The sequence below is a fragment of the Arthrobacter sp. UYCu511 genome (assembly GCF_040547105.1).
GTDB classification, from domain to species: Bacteria; Actinomycetota; Actinomycetes; order Actinomycetales; family Micrococcaceae; genus Specibacter; species Specibacter psychrochitiniphilus.
The window spans coordinates 91,651-109,893 of sequence record NZ_JBEPPB010000009.1 but is presented as its reverse complement, the minus strand read 5'-3'; the positions used below and the strand labels follow the sequence as shown (position 1 = coordinate 109,893).

The window sequence follows — 18,243 nt, the reverse complement described above, 5'->3', positions numbered from 1 at the left end:
TTTGAGAGTGGGAAACTTTCTTGGCACCAGATGTTGCCCGCCACTGTTTGACCACAACTTCATCTTGAGGCCGTGAGATCCTCCCTAGTGGGACAAGGGGTACCGCTGCGACCGTTCCTTCTCTTGAAAGGATGCAGCTCATGCAATATCTGATCCCATTCATCCCGGTCCTGGCTGTGATTGTTGCGCTGGTTGTGCTGGGACTGTTGGTCCGTGGGGCCGTAAAGCTGATATGGCAGGTGGCCGAACCCAACGAGGCTCTGATCATTTCCGGGTTCACGCGCGGCAATGTAGGCACCGCAGAGGGCATGGATTTCAAGATTGTCACCGGCACGGGTGCGTTTGTCATCCCGGGGCTGCAAACCGTCCGGGCGCTTTCGCTGACACTGAATGAGACTGAACTCCAGGTCAATTGCGTCACCTCGCAAGGGATCCAGGTGGTGGTCCAGGGCGTTGTCATTTTCAAGATCGGAGATTCCACGCCGTTCATCGCCAATGCGGCCCGGCGCTTCCTCGGCCAGCAGGCCAAAATGGAGAGCCAGGTCTACAACGTATTTGAGGGCCACCTGCGTTCGATCATCGGCTCCATGACCATGGAGGAAATCATCCGGGAGCGCGACAAGCTCGCATCTCAGGTGCGCAGCGCCAGCGGTATTGAAATGGAAAAGCTGGGCCTGGTGGTTGACTCCCTACAGATCAAGGACCTAGAAGACCCCACCGGCTACATCCAAAACCTGGCGAAGCCGCACATTGCCCAGGTCCAGATGGAGGCCAGGATCGCGGAGGCCACCCGCAACAGGGAGGCTGCAGAAAAGGAGGCCGAGGCCGCATCCCTGATCGCGGATGCCCAAAGCATCTCCGCCATCCGGCAGTCGGCAGCAGCAGCCAACGCTCAAACTGCTCAGGCCAACGCCGCTCAGGCGGGCCCTCTGGCGGACGCCACGGCACGCCAGCAAGTAGTGGTCCAGGAAACTGAAGTTGCCAAGCTCGAGGCTGACAGGGAGGAGCAAAAGCTACAAACCTCCGTCCGCAAACCCGCTGACGCCAAGGCTTACGCCCAGCGGACCGAGGCCGAGGCGCAGAAGGCTGCCGATATCAGCGCCGCCGAAGCCCGGGCCAAGAAGACGGAACTAGAGGCACAGGCAAACGCCACGGCGGCCGCGGCCATGGCCGGGGCCACCCGCGTCACGGGGGAAGCCGAGGCCGCGGCGACGAAGGCACGCGGGGAGGCAGCGGCGTCGGCCATCAAGGCCAAAGCACTGGCTGAAGCGGACGGGATCAAGGCCCGGGCCGAAGCCTTGGGCACCAATCAGGAAGCCGTCATCAGCCAGCAGCTGGCCGAAAACATGCCAGCAATTGTGGCCGCGGCGGCAGAACCATTCGCCCACGTGGGCCAGCTGACAGTCCTCAACGGCGGCGAAGGCGTCAACAACATGGTGGGTGGCATCCTGGCCCAGGTAGGGAACTACCTTCCGGCGTTGACGGATGCCTTGCGGGAATCGAACGGGCCCAGGACAGCGAAATCATCCCCACAGCAGGTGCCGCAGCGCCCGGAGGGGGAGGCACATGCGCAGTGAGCTTGATAGGTCCCTGACGGGAAAGATCGGCAGGGTCAGCGGTGGGGTGGGGCCGGACACGCTGGGGGAAGTCATGCTGGAGGTGCGCGGGGGCACGGCAGCGTATTTGGCCCGGCCCTACGACGGTTCCAGCATGTACGCCGTGGGGGAGCGGGTGCTGGTCATGTATTTGGAGCCGCCGCAGACGGTTTACGTTGAGGAGTTGCCCGAGTTTCTGCAGCGTCCCACGTAGGGTGGGAGGAAAATTGCAGGACTACTTTCGTGAAGGACTTTTTCGTGGAGCAACTTCGGGTCGGTTTGATCGGTGCCGGCGGCATTGCTGGTGTCCATATTGCCGGATGGCAGCAACTGGGTGCCCACGTGAGCGTGTATTCGCGCTCCGGTGCGGCCGGGCTGGTGGCACGGTATGCCATCAAGGAAGTTCACAGTCTTGAGGATCTGTTCCAGGCCTCCGATCTCATCAGTATCCTCACGCCCACGCCCTCGCATCACGGCTATGCCATGGCCGCGATCGCCGCCGGCAAGGATGTTATTTGTGAGAAGCCGCTGGCGGAAAATGCTGCCCGAGCGGCAGAGATTCTCCGCGCCGCCCGGGCTGCCGGGACACGGCTATTCCCGGCCCACGTGGTGCGCTTTTTCCCGGAGTATGCCGCTGCCAAGGCCGCCGTGGAGGCCGCGAGGCGTGCAGGGGGTGCTGAGGGCGCCGGGGAACCCGCTGTCCTGGCACTGAGCCGCTCCAGCGCGGGCCCGGCCGAAGGCTCATGGTTCTACAACGAGGACTTAGGTGGCGGGATTATCAGAGACCAGATGATTCATGACATTGACCAGGCCTGCTGGCTAGCCGGTGAAGTGATCAGCGTCGAGGCCTATCAGAATCCGCCCAGTGTTGAGTCAATGGTGCCCCGGCCTGTGCGAGCTCAGGTGATTTTGAAGCACCGCAATGGTGCGCTTAGTACACTGCACGGCGAATGGGGCATGGACGGCCTCCCCTTTAGCACCAGCGTCAGCATCGAGGCGGCCAACGGTGGCACCATCTTCGCTTGGCCGGAGGGGGATATGGTGCCCGCGTCGGTGAATGAACCCGGGGACTACCTGCCAGTTCAGGATGTGGTGAACAGCCCGTACACCCTGCAAAATGCGGAGTTTGCCGCGGCCCGCGCCTCTGGGGAGCCGGCTCGTGTCTCCCCGTACGACGGCGTCATGGCGGTTGCGCTGGCGGATGCCGCTTATGCGTCAATTGCGCTGGGCAGGGCTGTGGAGTTCTCGGCGGCAGCGGTGCAGGCGTTGGTGGAGCAGCCCTAGCCACCCCGCCTCGCGTCTCCTTCTGGACGCTCCCCGCTTTCGGGGCGGTAGGAGTTTGACCGTTGACATGAACTAAGTATTCGGCATAAGTTCGGGGCATTGCACCCTTGCCGAGTTAAGGCTGGAATCATGCGTCTGCGGTCCTTTTCAGTTCTCCTTGTCCTCAGTTTTTTGACCGGATACTCACTGACTGGATGCAGCGGCACGCCCTCTGGTGAGATGGCCGGGGATCCGACTGGAGATAGTCAGCTGAGCAACGGCGGCAACGGTACCGGTGGTGGTGGCGTAAGTGCCACGGACGTTGTCGTCCTAGAACCCGTCCCCGACGTAGACATCCGAACGGTCGACTTGAACAACGTTATGTGGCTGTTCTCTAACGAAGGTTTGAGCGTTCCGTACGAAGTAAAGATTGTGAATGGCGCCGCCGTGGTTGATGAAAACGGGTTCCCCGCCAACTACGCCGTCAAGGATGTGAGCTACGGAGATATTGACGGTGACGGTGACGAGGATGCAGTGGCATCGATCGTCCGCACACAAGACAATGGCTACAAAGTGCTCTGGTATGTGTGGCTGGCCCAAGGTGCTGAGGCGGTACAGCTCCAATACCCTGTAGCTCAAACCAGCAGATGCGGCACATTGGTGGAATCCTTGGTTTTCGGGGACGGTGCGCTCAACATCACCGAGTATCTCCGGATTCAGGGAAAAGATGACAGCGTCCCGTGCTCCGACCATGGCACGGGTCTGAATAAGCGCTCTATCACTGTTTATACCGAGGGCGCGGAGTCGTGGCCGGTTCAGAGCGCTCCTGTTGCCGCATGGGGCGGGCTTTGTCCGCAGACACGGTGGGACGAGACCTCACCTGGTGTACAAGATCTGTGGGCTGCGCCTTCTAAAGATTCCCCGGTTACCGCGACTGCAGGGCCTGACGGCGGAGCAATGTTTGAACTGCGGCAGGCACCGCTCGTGCAGCGTGATGGGTGGGTCCTGATTGGCGTTAAGCTCGCCGGGATGGCCGATGATCGCGGCGCCACACAGTTGCAGTGTGCTTGGGGCGCGAGCTGACCTTGCCTGGGTGCTTTAGTTGCTGGATTGAATCTCAGGATTGACCCGGTGCTGAACAAGATGAGCGACATCGCGATGGGCGGACGTTGCACAAGAATAAAAATCCGATGGAATACAGTCCAGTAACTGTGGTGCTGGACAGGCCCCCCAACAGTGTTCCCTTCCAGGGGAGCCTGCCCATGGAGTGGTAAGACAGGCCGTGTAACGGTACTCTCTCGCTAGGCGCAGCCTCGCGAGGGCTCGCTGGGTGCGGCGTGGGGGATTGAAAACCTGACGTTGACAGGCCCACGGGGCTGTCATAAGTTCAGGACACTGCACACTTGCCGAGCCAAAGGCTTCAATTATGCGTACCCGGACTGCAATCATTGCGCTCACTCTTGGAGCTATGGCATTTTCCTCACTGACGGCCTGCACTGGTGGGACTGCAGAAAAATCAGGGGGTGGGGGAGAATCAGGCGGAGCTACCATCGGCACTACCCCAACGAGCCTGGCTGGCACTGAACCTTCAGCCTTTTCAACGCCCCCCGCTGCAACGGCCTCCAGCCAAGTGGATATTAGGAGCGTTGATCTGGCCAACACCACGTGGCTGTACTCCTTCCTGGGACGTGAACTCCCGTACGAGGTGACGCTGGTCAACGGCGAGGCAACGAAGAATCCCGGGGAGTTTTCCAGCTCTTTCAAGCTTGGCCAGGTGGTCTATGGCGATGTTGACGGGGATGGTGATGAGGATGCTGTGGCCCAGCTCAACGGTGCGACGCCTGAGGGTAGTAGAGGTTTTTGGTACATCTGGATCGCTGATGTGTCCGGGGCTGTGCAGCTGAAATATCCCATAGCTGAAACCACCTGTTACGCACTAGTCCTGCCGCCGGAGATCACCGATGGGGCCATCAATCTGACGGAGTACCTGCACATTCCTGGAGTTGATGACGAGATTCCATGCTCTGAGCCGGGTACGGGTTTGAAGAAACGAACTATTACTGTCATCACAGATAGCACAGGTTCAACAGATGGCTCCGGACCAGAGATGTGGCCGGTACAGACGGCCCCGGTTGTTGCTTGGGGTGGCATGTGCCCTGGACCAGCAAATCCTGACGCTACACCAGGTCTAGTCGATCTGTGGGCGAGTCCGTCTAAGACTGCCCAGGTGGCTGCCACTACCGAACAGGACGGCGAAATTTTTGAGCAAATCGACTCTCCCTCAGACTCTCCCTTAGTAGAACGTGAGGGATGGAGCCTGGTGGGCTTTAGAATATTCGGTGTCAAATCGGACCTTGGCGGCAAGGATTTGGCCTGCGCTTGGGCGCCCAAGTGACGTGAAGCTTGGCAGGGGATCTAGCTAGGTGGTCAGCTCGTCCACGTCAGTTCCAGCCAAAACCGTTGCCGGATGCGGCCCTGCTGCCACGAGTGCCTGAGCCCAGCCGTCAGGCCACGGCTGGTTCCGCCCCAGCAAGATGATATTGCCCGGATAGCGGCGGCTAAATAGCATGCTCGTACCATAAGCGGCCACGTTGCTCATGGCTTCCTGCATGGCCTTCGTTTGGCTCGTGACCAGTGTGAAACCGGGCTCGTCACCCACATTGACCGCGAGTACCCCTCCCGGTGCCAGACGTGCTGCGGCTTCTCGGTAGAAATCTGCGCAGGCGAGGTGGGCAGGTGCCTCGGGGCCGCTGAAAATGTCCAAAATGATGACATCGAACCTCAGCTCCAGAGGCAGGGCCGCCATCTCCTCCCGAGCGTCACCTACGTGGGTGTTTAAGACAGTGCCCGCGGGCAGCGGCAAGGCTTCCATAACAAAGTCCAGCAGTCCCCGTTCCAGTTCAACGGCGTGCTGCACAGATCCGGGCCGGGTGGCTTGGATGTAGCGTGCCAACGTGAGGGCACCGGCGCCCAGGTGCAGCGCCGTGATGTGCTCACCGGCGGGTTTGACCAGATCAATGGCATTGGCAATGCGTCGCAGGTATTCGTAGAACACTTCATGCGGTGCAACAAGGTTTACGTGCGACTGCTCCGCGCCATCAATACTCAGAACGAAAGCATGATCGTGCCAAGGATCGGGTTCGATGGTGGCATGGACGCCGCTGGTGCGCAGGAAACGACTAGGTATCGCCATTAGAGCTTGTCTTTCAAGGTGGCGAGGCGTTCGGCAGCCTGCTCCAGCAAAGGCTCCTGCTTGCAGAATGCGAAGCGCAAAAGGGAACGGGTGCGGTGGGCGCCCTCGGGGTGGCAGAACACCGGGACGGGAATGGCGGCCACGCCAATGAGCTTCGGAAGCCGGCGTGCCAGTGCGGTGGCGTCGGTGATGCCCAGCTTTTGAGTATCGGCGTTGATGAAGTACGTGCCCTGTGGCAGGTAGACATCTAAGCCCGCTGCACGGAGTCCTTCGGCGAGGATGTCACGTTTGCGGGCAAGCGTTGCCGCCGCGTCCGTGAAGAAAGTATCCTCCATCCGCAAGCCAGCGGCAATGGCACCCTGGAAGGGCGTACCGGAGGAATAGCTCAGGAACTGCTTGACGGTGCGGGCCGCAGCCACCAGCTCCGCCGGGCCAGAGAGCCACCCAATCTTCCAGCCTGTAAAGGAGAAGGTCTTCCCGGCAGAGGAAATGGTGAGCGTACGGGCGGCGGCGCCGGGGAGCGTGGCCACGGGTATGTGACGGGTACCGAACGTGAGGTGCTCGTAGACCTCATCGGTGAGGATGACGGCGTCGTACTTGATGGCGAGGCGGACCACTTCGGCCAGCACCTCCACGGGGAACATGGCACCGGTGGGGTTGTGCGGGTTGTTGAGGATAACCAACTTGGTACGAGGGCTGAAAGAATTTTCCAGCGTTGCCAAATCCGGCATGAAGTCCGGTGCCAGCAGCGCCGCGGTGGTGTGGGTGGCGCCGGAGAGCCCGATCATGGCGCCGTAGGAATCATAGAAGGGCTCAAAAGTGAGAACCTCATCGCCCGGGCCCGTCAACGCCAAAACTGCGGCGGCGATGGCCTCGGTGGCGCCGGTGGTGATGATGACCTCGTGCTCCGGGTCTAGGGAGATGCCGTAGAAGCGGTCCTGGTGTTCGGCAACTGCCCGGCGCAAATCGAGGATGCCCTTGCCCGGTGCGTACTGGTTATTGCCTGCGGCGATGGCTTCCTGGGCGAGCTTGCTCAACTCGGCAGGGCCGTCCTCATCGGGGAAGCCCTGACCCAAATTGATGGCTTGGTGATGGTTGGCGAGGGTGGTTATTTCCTCGAAGATGGTCACGCCAAGGGAACCGTCAGGGCCCAGCAGGTTGGCGCCTTGCGCGGTTCGGTGCCAGGGCGTGCTCATGGGTGCTCCTAAAGTAGTGCGGGTTACGTGGCTACGTTACCGGCACGGGCGCGCTAAGCCCTAGTAGGCGGCCGGGAACTATCCGGTGCCGCCCGGCCCTGGTGGATTGCTGCCGGAGCATTACTGGTCAGTACTGTTTGGAACATGACGGTCCCACAACAAAACATTGGTCAGAGGTATGCCGCGTCGGCTAGATTCGTGGGTATGCGACGCGCCGTATGCCCCGGATCCTTTGACCCTATCCATAAGGGACACATTGAGGTGATTGCCCGCGCGTCCGGCTTGTTTGATGAGGTCATTGTGGCCGTGTCCACAAACTATGCCAAGAAGTACCGGTTTACTCTCAATGAGCGTTTGGAGATGGCCCGGAATACCTTCTCCGCACTGTCCGGAATTGTGGTGGAGCCCATGGGCGAGGGGCTGCTCTCTGACTACTGTCACGCCCGTGGTGTCTCCGCCATTGTGAAGGGACTGCGTTCATCCTCGGATTTTGACTACGAGTTGCCTATGGCCACCATGAACCGTCAGCTCTCCGGCGTGGAGACAGTGTTCCTTCCCGGCGACAGCCGCTACCTGCACCTTTCCTCCACACTGATTAAAGAAGTGCACACGCTGGGCGGAGATGTGGCGGACTTTGTCCCGCGTGCCGTGTTGCGCCGTTTGCAGGGAGACGTGGGGCCAGACACCACCCCTGTCGCAGTGGTCCAGCCCAAGCGGTAACCGCCTGTGCCCGTTGCGCTTGCACCGGCGGACGTGTGCAGATGGTTGAGGGCATTATTGTTCGGGTGGGCGAGGGGGTTCAGCCGGACCGCCAGCGGTGCCGGGATCCACCCCCGGAGGGAACGTGGTTTCCGACAGCGGCGAATAAGCGAACCAGCCGGTGCCCGGGAGTGCTGAGAAGGCCTCCAGCCGGGCCTTTTCCGCCGCGGCGGCCGCAACGAGGGCCAAGAGGGCGCTGGCGGCGGCTGGATTCGCAGCAGGAACCCCTGAGGTGAACATCCGCCGCTGTGCCCCATGCTCGTAGGAGTGGAATTCGACGGAGAACATCTCACCGAGCTCCTCGGCCAGTTTCTGCGCGAGTGAGTTTCCAGTGAAGGTGAAAGTGGCAGCCGCCTCAGGGGACACCCACTCATCATCGGCCGTCAGGGACGAGTAATAGCTCGCCTCCCACTCCTGCAAGGCCGCAACCAGTGACGGGGAGAGCGCCGAATCGTGGTACGACAGAGGGTCATGGAGCCATAGGGCGGTGCCTGCATAGTCGGGGAACAGGCGCACCTTGATGAGGCCATCGAACCGGGCACGGGCGGCAACAGCTGGCTCATCAGTCACTGATGTGTCCACGTCAACCACACAGCCGGTCACCTTCTTGTGCGGCGATGGGCCGGAGCTGGCAGGTGCGGCAGGCGGCGGGTAGCTGCCCAACGGCCTGAGTATCTGGGGTTCTCCGGGAGCGGGCACCCATGATGTTCCCTCCGGATTCTCGGTGGCATAGATCAGTGAGGACTCGGTGAGGGCAACAATGGTTCCCTGAACCCGGGGGAAACCCTCCGGGGCGGCGCCGTAGTCGGTGGCGCTGAGGATACCCGTGACGGTCAGGTGCCCGGCCACCCGCCGCGGTGCGGCCCAGAAAACGGAGAATCCTTCACATTCCAGCTCCGTGGGAAAGGTGCCCAGCTCCCCGCCGGGATGATCCGGACGGGGTACCGCAACGCAGGTCAAGGTGATCTCCGTGCCGAAGCAGCCGTAGAAACCGTGAGGATTGACGTCAGGGGTTTCCAGCACCAGCACATGATCCAGCAACTGGCCAATGGCAGGAGGGGCAATATCGCCATCGCCAATCTGCCAGTCGGGAATGTACACAGGAATGATCATGGCAATTACTATGCCTTGAAGTCGCTGTCAACGGTAGGTGGGCCGATCTGCCGAGCCAGCTATCCGGCGTCGTGCGTTCCAAGGCCCCTCAACGTCGCCGCCCTGGGGGAAAACGGGTGCTGGCGCAGGGATTTGTGCACCACCATCTGGCTGAGAGTTACATCACGCAGAGCAGTTCGCCGAGTGGGCCCTTTTTGTCGTAGACTGAATAAGGCCAATTTGGTCTGGTACCACTCATTTTGATGCCCGGGAGCTTTCGGGCTACGATAGTGCGTCGGTCATATGTTCTTACAGGAGTTCTCATTAGCGAAACCACGTTGGGCACCAAGCCCAGCCATGGCACGCCCCTCACCGTTAGTGTAAGGGAGCTTGGGCGCAGCCCAGGCAGTATGTGGAAGTTCGAAGAGCGTATACCTGTGCCGGAAGATTTTGGCACCCCGCTCATTGGCGCGGTTCCGCGATCCGAATTGGATCTGGAACTCCGTTTTGAGGCCGTTCATGAAGGTATTCTTGTTTCGGGTAACGTACTTGTTGAAGTGACAGGTGAGTGCTCCCGCTGCTTGGAGACGTTCGAGGATGACTTCGAAGTCGATGTGCAAGAACTTTTCTTCTACGAGGAGCCGTCCGCGGAATTCCTTGAACAAGAAGAAGATCAGCAACGTTGGGTCGAGCACGATTCTGTCGATCTTGAACCGGTGTTGCGGGACGCAGTGGTAACCGCCCTGCCGTTCCAGCCGGTGTGCCGGGAAGACTGCGAGGGTCTGTGTTCCGAATGCGGAATACACCTTGCGGATGAGCCGGGGCACCATCACGAGATCCTAGATTCTCGGTGGGCTGCCCTACAGGGCTTAACCGGCGAAGAAAACTAGCAAATAAGTTTTACTCATGGGCAGATGCCTGTGAGTTATCGAGAGAAAAGAGTTTGCCGTGGCTGTTCCCAAGCGGAAGATGTCCCGTGCCAATACGCGCGCACGCCGTTCCCAGTGGAAGGCCACCGCGCCTGCTCTGGTCAAGACCGTTGAAAACGGCGAGGTTGTTTACAGCCTGCCGCACCAGGCCAAGGTCGTCACCGACTCAGCTGGTACCGCACTGTTCTTGGAATACAAGGGCCGTAAGGTTGCTGACGTCTAAAACGTCCGTGCGGGCATTCGCCCGTTCGATTGGTTAATATTTAGCAGGAGTGTCATGTCCGCAGAACTTCCATCACCGGAACTCACGGACGGACACAAGCTGCTGTTGAAGCGTCTCGGTGTCAGTATTGATGCCGGGACGCTTCGTCTTGCCCTGACGCACCGTTCCTACGCTTATGAAAACGGTGGCATCCCCACCAACGAGCGCCTTGAGTTCCTGGGAGATTCCATCCTGGGTTTCTCCGTCACGGACGCGCTCTACCGCGATAACCCCACACTTCCCGAGGGGGACCTGGCCAAGCGCCGTTCCTCCGTGGTCTCCACCCGCGCCCTGGCCTCTATTGCCCGCGAGCTCGGTGTGGGTGAATTCATCTATTTGGGCCAGGGCGAACGCCTCACCAAGGGCCGGAATAAATCTTCCATCCTGGCTGACACCATGGAAGCGCTCATCGGCGCCACCTACCTCACGCACGGCATTGAAATTGCCCGCCAGCTGGTCATGCGCTTAGTTGGCCCGCTGCTGGCCGACTCTGCTGTCCTGGGCGCCGGGACCGACTGGAAAACCAACATTCAAGAAATTTCCGCCGCCCGCCACCTCGGCAGCGTTGTTTACGAGATCACCGGCACCGGCCCAGACCATGACCGCAGCTTCTCCGCGGAGCTGGTCATCGGCGGCCAGCACTACGGTTCCGGCGTTGGTCCGTCCAAGAAAGAAGCCGAGCGCGCCGCCGCAGCTGCCGGTTGGATAGTGTTGGGAGAGAAGTTTTCCCCCACTGCCAAGTACGACGCCGACCCCTCCTCCGAAGCCGGCTCACCCACCGCGTCGCCCTCCGGGCAGTAATGCCTGAGTTGCCCGAGGTTGAGGTAGTCCGCCGGGGTCTAGAACGCTGGATTGCCGGGCGCACCATCACCTCCGTTGCTGTGCCGGACCCGCGCTCCATCCGCCGTCACGCATTGGGTGTTGAGGACTTCCGCGGCAACCTGCTCGGTACCACGGTGTTGGACGTTGTCCGGCGAGGCAAATTCCTGTGGTTTCCTCTCAGTGACGATCCCTCCTCTACTGCCGTGCCACACACTGCCCTGGTGGCGCATCTGGGCATGAGCGGACAACTATTGGTGGAATCACGGGAGCAGCCGCACGAAAAACACCTCAAGGTCCGGCTTTCCTTCTCTTTGCGGCCCGATGCGCCCGAGGAACTGCGGTTTGTTGATCAACGAATCTTCGGCGGACTCTTTGTCACCTCTCTCATTCCAACCTCCGATGGACTCCCCGGAGGTAGCGGAGAATCGGGTTTGGCCTTAATCCCGGCTGAGGCCGCTCACATTGGCAGGGACCCGTTGGATCCGGACTTCGATCTGGAGGCGCTGCATCAGAAGTTCCGCGCACGGAAGACCGGGCTGAAACGTGCCCTGCTGGACCAATCATTGGTGTCCGGGATTGGCAATATTTACGCCGACGAGGCGCTCTGGGCGGCCAAGATGCACTACGCCCGCCCCACCGAGACCATGCGCCGTCCCGATACGGAGAGAATCATTCATGCCGCCCGCGAGGTCATGACCAGAGCTTTGGATGCCGGCGGGACCAGCTTCGATTCCCTCTACGTCAACGTCAATGGCGCTTCCGGCTACTTTGCGCGGTCCTTGAATGCCTACGGCCGGGAAGGCAAATCCTGCTACCGCTGCGAGGAACTTGGCCTAACCAGCATCATTGGGCGTGAAACCTTCATGAACCGCTCTTCCTACAGATGCCCCTTCTGCCAGCCGAAGCCGCGCAACGCCCGTCTCTGAGGGCATTGATTGGCACGTTTTGTAGCCGCCCCAAGTAAGTAGTTGGGTTAATAATCCAGCACAATAACAAGAGCCCTTGTGCGCCACATCACGTTATCGATAACATGTGGTTGATTCTTATCCCAGATATCTACTTTGCCTGAAGAGATTGCGAGTTCTGCAACGTGCGTAAATCAAAGTTCAAACCCAAGGCGCCGTTTGGCTGGAAGTCCGCCACGGCCGCGCTGATGGGGTTAGCCCTGGTGGGCGGCCTTGCCGCGGGTGGAGTGCAGCCGGCCCAAGCATTGGACAACGGCCTTGCTCTGACACCGCCCATGGGGTGGAATAGCTGGAACCAAGTCCGTTGCTACGGTTTGAACGAGACCATGGTCAAGGCCACCGCAGATGCCATGGCGGCAAATGGCATGGCTGCGGCAGGCTACGAGTACGTAGTGGTTGATGACTGCTGGCAAGGCGGCCGGGGGACTGACGGTGTTTTGTTCAGCCATCCAGACCGTTTCCCCAGCGGCATGAAGGCACTGGGAGACTACATTCATTCAAAAGGCTTGAAGTTTGGAATCTACGGTGTTCCGGGAACAGAGACCTGCGCGAATTTCTGGGATAGCTATCCCATCTATGGGCTGGGCAGCTTGAACCATGAACAACAGGATGCCGATACCTTTGCAACCTGGGGTGTTGACTACCTCAAGTACGACTGGTGCAGGGCTGACGAAACAGACCAGCTCAAACGCCCCGCCGCCTTTGGCAAGATGCGTGATGCTCTGAAAGCAACCGGGCGGAACATAGCGTATGGAATCTCCGAATACGGTGTCACCGAACCCTGGACTTGGGGTGCTGATGTGGCCAATCTTTGGCGCACCACCCATGACATAGCACCCAACTGGGGATCCATCACGGGCATCATCAACTCACAGGCCGAGCTTTCGCCCTATGCGCGCCCCGGCGCATGGAATGATCCTGACATGCTGCAGGTGGGCAACGGAAGCCTGACCGCAGATGAGAACCGCAGCCACTTCGGCATGTGGGCCATGTTGGCTGCACCGCTCTTTGCAGGCACCGATCTGACAAAGCTGCCGGCAGAGACTGTAAAAACCATCACCAACCGGGAGGTTATTGGCGTAAATCAGGACCCCTTGGGCAAACAGGCTGTGCGTGTGAGTAACGCAAACGGTCTGCAGGTGTGGGCCAAGCCGCTCTCTGGCGGTGACATCGGAGTGGCGCTGTTCAACACCACTGGCGCAACGGCCACCGTTGGCTCTACTGTGACGCAGGTAAATGGCCAAGGATCCTACAGTGTCCGGTCGCTGTGGGACGGGGTAGACGTGGCCAACACGTCCAGTTCGTTCTCTGCCACGGTGCCCAGCCACGGCACAGCAATTCTGCGACTGACACCGGGCGAAAAGCCTGGCCTGCCGACAACTCCGTCAGTTTCGGGTCAACTCTCACTTGCGGCCGGTGAGTCTGGCACCCTCGAGGTCAGTGTCCGCAACGGTGGCACGGCACCTCTGACGGGCGCAAGCCTGCAGTTCGGCACTGCAAGCGGTCTGACATTGCCCACAGCAGCAGTGCCTGTAGCTACAGTAGCGCCGGGCAGTACTGCCAAAGTATCTGTCCCTGTCACGGCCGCAGCGACCGCCGGCGGCAGCATTGCCGTACCGGTGACACTGACCTCAGGCACGTCCAGCTATGCCTTCCAACTCGGAGTTGAAGTCCGCCTCCCCGACACAGCCTACGTTTCTGACCTTGCGTGGATCAGCTCATCAAACGGCTGGGGCCCGCTGGAACGAGACAAGGCAGTAGGCGATAAGGCAGCCAACGACGGCCCGGCACTGAAGCTGGCCGGCATCACCTATCCCAAGGGACTGGGCGCCAACAGCCCGGCCAGTGTGAAAGTCAATGTCGGCGCCCAGTGCACCACATTCCAGGCCGTTATTGGCATCGATGATGACGTCAAGGCACGAGCGGCTACCGACAAAGTTGTTCCGCGCAGCACCTTCGAGGTGTACGCAGACGGCAAACTCGTCAGCAACACAACCATCGCCATGGACACCAACTCACCCACAACCATCAGTGTGGACGTCAGCGGTGCCCAGATTATTGAGCTGCGAAACGCTCTTGTGGGCACTGCCAACACTGCGTCATGGCATGCATGGGCGGACTGGGCAGATGCCAAGCTAATCTGCGGTGTGGTTCCAGTGGAGCCCACGGCTCCTGCGACTGATCCGGCGACGACTGCTCCTGCGACGACTGCTCCTGCGACGACTGCTCCGGCGACGACTGCTCCTGCGACGACTGCTCCTGCGACGACCGCTCCTGCAACCACGGCTCCGGCTACGACTGCTCCGGTAACCACTGTGCCCGCGACAACCGAGGCAGGCACGGGGAGCACCACTACGGCCGCACCCGGCGCCCTCGTTGCTAAGGACGTCTACCAGGGCAATGCGATCACGTTCAAGGGCGCGGGATTCCGCCCGGGCGAAATGGTCCAGGGCACAGTCTTCAGCCAGCCCATAAGCCTCGGATCAGTACAGGCCGACGCGCAAGGCACCGTGTCCATTGGATGGATTGTTCCGGTCAATTTTGCAACGGGTGAGCACAAGATTGTGCTGACAGGCGCGGACTCGGGACAGACGCTGGTGGGCTTCTTCAACGTGCTGAGCCCGGGCCAGTCCGCTGACGGAGACTTGGCCAGCACTGGCGCCAACACCAACGCTTTGTGGGCTGCGGCCAGCCTCATGGCGCTCCTGGGTGCCGGTATTGTGATTGGCAACCGTCGACGCGCAGGACTGCACAGCTAGCAACACCTAGGCCGGCTCTACCGTGTCAGGGGATTCCTGAGCCAGCCAGCAATTGATAGACAAAGGTGGGGCCCGGTGAAGCATTCGCCGGGCCCCGCCGTTGTTGTCAGCAAGATAGTTCCCATGACCCGAACGGTGTGAGCCGAACCAAATACAGCAACAAAGCCCTGCAGCAGGACAGTGACACAGCAGAGCTGGCTGCCGTTGCCATTTCGTTGCAAACAGACACTGGGACAGCGGCGCTCCCCGCTATATGCTGACAATGAAAGAGGATGACGTCCGTCTATGAGGCGGACGATTTGTTTGTGGCGGGGACTTCTCCCTCGGGGTGGCCCGAAAGGCTTGGTGAGACCATGAAAGCACGAAAACTGCTCTTTCTTGGGCTGGGACTAGCAGTAATCATCTTTGCTGGAGCTATTACCTTGAACCTTCTGCCTGGAAAGCAATCCGGGGTTCAGGGAGACGGATCCGCCGCCGCACCACCGGTTTCCCAGAGTGCGTCTCCTGCGAGTCCGCCAGCCGCAAATCAGTCAAGCAAGGCATCGCCCACTGCCCAGAGTACTGCGCCAGCCACAACTGCCAGCCTCAAACCCAAGATCACCCTGCCCGTTGAAGGGGGAGGGCCAGCTCTGAGCCCAGATCCGGGCCGTCCATTGGAAGTCAATAGTCCAGCCCCCTCAGCAACTCAAGTACTTCTTCCCAGTTCGAAACCGCAGCTACCTCTCGTGGTGGCACCGTTGCCACAGTCTGCGGATGCGGCAGGGAAATTGGCGCCGGGGTATCCAGAGCAGGCACTCCCGGCACTTGAGGGATCAAAAATCATTAGCAGCTCTGTCAGCCCCCAGAACGCCATCTTGCAAACCAGCCTGGTTGCAAACACCGCCCGCGAGCCGCTGGCAGTGAAGGCTTTCTATCAGGCTCACTTTGCGCCGCTGGGTTTTGGTAGTACAGACGCACCGGCCTCGGCCGGTTCAACGGCAACGTGGTTTACCCGTGGAACTGACAAAGTCACCGTAACAGTCACACCCATCAAAGGTGGAGCTTCCTATATTGTCTACGGCGTGCTGCACGCCGGAAAATAGGATCACTACACATGTATCTGTCCTTTTCTGACCGTAAAGGCGGCAAAGCCGCACAAGCGTGGCCTTCCAGTACGCCCTTCAAGATTTCCCCAGTGATCATTTCGCTGGGGATCGTGAGCATGTTTACCGATATTTCCTCGGAATCTGTAGCAGCTGTGCTCCCGCTGTACATCACTGGTGTTCTGGGGCTGTCCATGGTGGCTTATGGCTTCCTGGACGGCATCCACCAAGGTATCTCAGCCATTGTCCGCATTGGTGCCGGATGGACGGCAGACCGCGGCGACCGGCACAAGGCGATCGCCGTTCTCGGCTACGGCCTATCAACTTTCGCCCGGGTGTGGCTGCTCTTTGCAACAGGTTTTGGTGCCATTACAGCAGTCATTGGCCTGGACCGAATTGGCAAAGGTATTCGCACGGCACCCCGGGACGCCATGATCACCGAAGCGGCCCAGCCTGAACACCTGGCCCGGAGCTTTGGTGTGCACCGAATGCTGGACACGGTAGGTGCCACTATTGGCCCCCTGCTGGCGTTTATAGTGCTGCTACTGATCCCCAACGGCTACCACACCGTCTTTGTCGTGTCCTTGGCCTGTGGTGTTCTTGGTCTAGCAGTGCTGGGACTCCTTGTTCCAGGCCGGCGGCAAAGGGTGCTGGAGAAGCAAGCAGCTATAGCGGACACTGCTTCGCAGGCTGTTTCTCGCGCGCCCTTCGCATGGCGTGAACTGAACAATCCCCAGATGCGCCGGCTACTCCTGCTGGCAGGGATATTGGGGCTGGTCACTATAGGTGATGGCTTCATCTACTTGGTCTTGCAAAGCAAGGCCTCGTTTGCAGCAACATGGTTTCCCTTGCTCTATGTTGGGACCAACCTCGCTTATTTGGTGCTCGCAGTGCCGCTGGGCAGATTGGCGGATCGGTGGGGGCGCTTGAGGGTTTTTATCGCAGGACACGGAGCCCTGCTCGCAGCCTATCTGTGTGCGGTACTGCCCGCCACAGGAGCAGCATTCACTATTGGCGCCCTTCTGCTACTTGGCGTCTTCTACGCTGCCACTGATGGTGTTCTGGCAGCTTTGGCCGGTCAATTCTCGCCGGAAGCCAGCAAAGCCAGCGGCATTGCGGCTGCGCAGACGGTGGTTGCGGCCTCACGCTTCTTCGCCTCCGTTGGATTCGGCACCTTGTGGTTCATGCTTGGTCGTGAACATGCCATGGTGGTTGCCGCCGTGGCGCTGGCAGCCGCATTGGTTGCGGCCGTGATCCTTGTCCGCAGACTTTTACCTGGGGCTAAAAGCGGAGACTCCGCCTTGGATGCCGTATGAGTGCGCGGACCCGTATGGCATGGCTGGCTGCCATCACCATAGTGGTGCTGGGGGCTGCTGTCATCTACGCCTTGTGGTCCTACAACCAGTATCAGCTGCGTGCGCAGAGTGCCTCAGGAGTGGCGCTTTCAACGGATGAGACCTGGCACACCGGCCCGCGCATCATTTTTAGAAACACCGCGCCGGGTAGCGGATATGGGCACGTAGCCATGGTCCCACTGGAAGAGCCTGCGGGGCCCCGGACCGTCACCGAGGCGGTCTGTGACAGGGTATATGCGGCCGCAGGAACCCAAATGTGCCTGCGGACCAACGCCGGTATTGTGACAACCTTCCAGGCGGTGCGGTACGACTCGCAGTGGCGCGAACAACAGGACTATCCGTTGCCGGGAAATCCCAGCCGGGTGCGGGTCTCATCTGATGGGCAACTTTTCGCTACAACTGTTTTTGTCACGGGCCATGCCTATGCGCCGGCAAGTTTTTCCACTGCCACAGTCATTACCAAAACGGCTGGGGGAGATCATGGCAACCTGGAGGACTTCACCTTGCTGGTTGATGGGGCGCCCATAGCCCCCGTAGACAGAAATGTGTGGGGTGTCACCTTTACTCAGGACCAGAACACCTTTTATGCCACTGCCGCCTCGGGCCAGAAGACATGGCTGGTACGGGGCGATCTTGCACAACGGACCCTGACGTCATTGCGAGAAAATGCTGAGTGCCCCTCACTTTCCCCCGATGGGACAAAGATCGCGTTCAAAAAGAACCTCAAGCCTGGGCCCACACCTTTTTGGAACCTGGCGGTGCTGGAGTTGGACAGCAATACGGAAACCCTTCTGGCGCAGCCGCGCAGCATAGATGACCAAGCGGAATGGCTCAATGATTCAACACTCCTGTACGGGCTGCCTCGTGAAGGAGCCGTAGGGGATGAAGATGTTTGGTCGGTGGGGATCGAATCAGGTGCAGTGCCGGAACTTTTGATTGAGCATGCCTGGTCGCCGTCGGTACTTCGATAA

Annotated in this window: 17 protein-coding genes; 14 read left to right on the top strand and 3 right to left on the bottom strand. The window is 60.1% G+C overall.

What is annotated here, in order from left to right; genetic code table 11:
* Positions 1–140 precede the first annotated feature (140 nt).
* The 5 genes from ABIB48_RS13100 to ABIB48_RS13080 all read left to right on the top strand — a co-directional run bounded on the left by ABIB48_RS13100 (position 141) and on the right by ABIB48_RS13080 (position 5,253).
* Complete coding sequence (locus tag ABIB48_RS13100) at positions 141–1,577, top strand: SPFH domain-containing protein (RefSeq protein ID WP_315913199.1); 1,437 nt, start codon at positions 141–143, stop codon at positions 1,575–1,577.
* Positions 1,567–1,809: an NfeD C-terminal domain-containing protein gene (locus ABIB48_RS13095; protein ID WP_110107486.1), complete on the top strand. Its 243-nt coding sequence runs from the start codon at positions 1,567–1,569 to the stop codon at positions 1,807–1,809. Before ABIB48_RS13100 ends, ABIB48_RS13095 begins: the two co-directional genes overlap by 11 nt.
* 29 nt (positions 1,810–1,838) lie before the next feature.
* On the top strand, positions 1,839–2,879 hold the full coding sequence (locus ABIB48_RS13090) for a Gfo/Idh/MocA family protein (RefSeq protein WP_354213259.1): 1,041 nt from the start codon (positions 1,839–1,841) through the stop codon (positions 2,877–2,879).
* A 129-nt stretch (positions 2,880–3,008) separates the two neighbouring features.
* Complete coding sequence (locus tag ABIB48_RS13085) at positions 3,009–3,941, top strand: hypothetical protein (protein ID WP_354213258.1); 933 nt, start codon at positions 3,009–3,011, stop codon at positions 3,939–3,941.
* A 343-nt stretch (positions 3,942–4,284) separates the two neighbouring features.
* Positions 4,285–5,253: a hypothetical protein gene (locus ABIB48_RS13080; protein WP_354213256.1), complete on the top strand. Its 969-nt coding sequence runs from the start codon at positions 4,285–4,287 to the stop codon at positions 5,251–5,253.
* 24 nt (positions 5,254–5,277) lie between these two features.
* On the opposite strand, the gene ABIB48_RS13075 is transcribed toward ABIB48_RS13080, so the two are convergent.
* Both ABIB48_RS13075 and ABIB48_RS13070 read right to left on the bottom strand, forming a co-directional pair.
* Positions 5,278–6,051 (bottom strand): spermidine synthase, encoded by a 774-nt coding sequence (locus ABIB48_RS13075; protein WP_354213255.1) that lies wholly within the window; start codon positions 6,049–6,051, stop codon positions 5,278–5,280.
* Entirely contained in the window at positions 6,051–7,247 is a 1,197-nt protein-coding gene (locus tag ABIB48_RS13070; protein ID WP_354213254.1) for an aminotransferase class I/II-fold pyridoxal phosphate-dependent enzyme, read from the bottom strand. Before ABIB48_RS13070 ends, ABIB48_RS13075 begins: the two co-directional genes overlap by 1 nt.
* Positions 7,248–7,451: 204 nt before the next feature.
* Here ABIB48_RS13070 and coaD point away from each other — a divergent pair, with 204 nt between their 5' ends.
* Positions 7,452–7,967: a pantetheine-phosphate adenylyltransferase gene (coaD, locus tag ABIB48_RS13065; RefSeq protein WP_315913204.1), complete on the top strand. Its 516-nt coding sequence runs from the start codon at positions 7,452–7,454 to the stop codon at positions 7,965–7,967.
* A 54-nt stretch (positions 7,968–8,021) separates the two neighbouring features.
* Here coaD and ABIB48_RS13060 read toward each other — a convergent pair whose 3' ends face one another.
* Complete coding sequence (locus ABIB48_RS13060; RefSeq protein ID WP_315913205.1) at positions 8,022–9,119, bottom strand: immunity protein CdiI family protein; 1,098 nt, start codon at positions 9,117–9,119, stop codon at positions 8,022–8,024.
* Positions 9,120–9,535: 416 nt separating this feature from the next.
* Between ABIB48_RS13060 and ABIB48_RS13055 the strand changes: the two genes are divergently transcribed.
* The 8 genes from ABIB48_RS13055 (at position 9,536) to ABIB48_RS13020 (ending at position 18,243) form a co-directional block, all read left to right on the top strand.
* A complete protein-coding gene (locus tag ABIB48_RS13055; RefSeq protein ID WP_373366694.1) occupies positions 9,536–9,988 on the top strand; it encodes a YceD family protein in 453 nt (150 codons plus the stop codon).
* 58 nt (positions 9,989–10,046) lie between these two features.
* Positions 10,047–10,250: a 50S ribosomal protein L32 gene (gene rpmF, locus ABIB48_RS13050; RefSeq protein ID WP_315913206.1), complete on the top strand. Its 204-nt coding sequence runs from the start codon at positions 10,047–10,049 to the stop codon at positions 10,248–10,250.
* Between the two features lie 54 nt (positions 10,251–10,304).
* Positions 10,305–11,090, top strand: coding sequence for a ribonuclease III (gene rnc, locus ABIB48_RS13045; RefSeq protein WP_315913207.1), 786 nt, complete (start codon positions 10,305–10,307; stop codon positions 11,088–11,090).
* The gene (gene mutM / locus ABIB48_RS13040) at positions 11,090–12,037 is read left to right on the top strand and encodes a bifunctional DNA-formamidopyrimidine glycosylase/DNA-(apurinic or apyrimidinic site) lyase (RefSeq protein ID WP_354213250.1); all 948 of its coding nucleotides are present in this window, start codon (positions 11,090–11,092) and stop codon (positions 12,035–12,037) included. The genes rnc and mutM overlap by 1 nt, the downstream gene beginning before the upstream one ends.
* A gap of 164 nt (positions 12,038–12,201) precedes the next feature.
* On the top strand, positions 12,202–14,835 hold the full coding sequence (locus ABIB48_RS13035; protein WP_354213249.1) for an NPCBM/NEW2 domain-containing protein: 2,634 nt from the start codon (positions 12,202–12,204) through the stop codon (positions 14,833–14,835).
* A 353-nt stretch (positions 14,836–15,188) separates the two neighbouring features.
* Entirely contained in the window at positions 15,189–15,917 is a 729-nt protein-coding gene (locus tag ABIB48_RS13030; protein ID WP_315913211.1) for a hypothetical protein, read from the top strand.
* Between the two features lie 11 nt (positions 15,918–15,928).
* Complete coding sequence (locus ABIB48_RS13025) at positions 15,929–17,233, top strand: MFS transporter (protein WP_110107325.1); 1,305 nt, start codon at positions 15,929–15,931, stop codon at positions 17,231–17,233.
* A complete protein-coding gene (locus tag ABIB48_RS13020) occupies positions 17,230–18,243 on the top strand; it encodes a TolB-like translocation protein (RefSeq protein WP_110107326.1) in 1,014 nt (337 codons plus the stop codon). The genes ABIB48_RS13025 and ABIB48_RS13020 overlap by 4 nt, the downstream gene beginning before the upstream one ends.

What these genes read in the sequence shown, in the direction of transcription:
- ABIB48_RS13085 (WP_354213258.1), top strand. Translation starts at nt 3,009, where the DNA reads ATGCGTCTGCGGTCCTTTTCAGTTCTCCTTGTCCTCAGTTTTTTGACC.
- ABIB48_RS13060 (WP_315913205.1), bottom strand. Translation starts at nt 9,119, where the DNA reads ATGATCATTCCTGTGTACATTCCCGACTGGCAGATTGGCGATGGCGAT.
- coaD (WP_315913204.1), top strand. Translation starts at nt 7,452, where the DNA reads ATGCGACGCGCCGTATGCCCCGGATCCTTTGACCCTATCCATAAGGGA.
- ABIB48_RS13030 (WP_315913211.1), top strand. Translation starts at nt 15,189, where the DNA reads ATGAAAGCACGAAAACTGCTCTTTCTTGGGCTGGGACTAGCAGTAATC.
- ABIB48_RS13100 (WP_315913199.1), top strand. Translation starts at nt 141, where the DNA reads ATGCAATATCTGATCCCATTCATCCCGGTCCTGGCTGTGATTGTTGCG.
- ABIB48_RS13095 (WP_110107486.1), top strand. Translation starts at nt 1,567, where the DNA reads ATGCGCAGTGAGCTTGATAGGTCCCTGACGGGAAAGATCGGCAGGGTC.
- ABIB48_RS13025 (WP_110107325.1), top strand. Translation starts at nt 15,929, where the DNA reads ATGTATCTGTCCTTTTCTGACCGTAAAGGCGGCAAAGCCGCACAAGCG.
- ABIB48_RS13080 (WP_354213256.1), top strand. Translation starts at nt 4,285, where the DNA reads ATGCGTACCCGGACTGCAATCATTGCGCTCACTCTTGGAGCTATGGCA.
- ABIB48_RS13070 (WP_354213254.1), bottom strand. Translation starts at nt 7,247, where the DNA reads ATGAGCACGCCCTGGCACCGAACCGCGCAAGGCGCCAACCTGCTGGGC.
- ABIB48_RS13075 (WP_354213255.1), bottom strand. Translation starts at nt 6,051, where the DNA reads ATGGCGATACCTAGTCGTTTCCTGCGCACCAGCGGCGTCCATGCCACC.
- rnc (WP_315913207.1), top strand. Translation starts at nt 10,305, where the DNA reads ATGTCCGCAGAACTTCCATCACCGGAACTCACGGACGGACACAAGCTG.
- mutM (WP_354213250.1), top strand. Translation starts at nt 11,090, where the DNA reads ATGCCTGAGTTGCCCGAGGTTGAGGTAGTCCGCCGGGGTCTAGAACGC.
- ABIB48_RS13020 (WP_110107326.1), top strand. Translation starts at nt 17,230, where the DNA reads ATGAGTGCGCGGACCCGTATGGCATGGCTGGCTGCCATCACCATAGTG.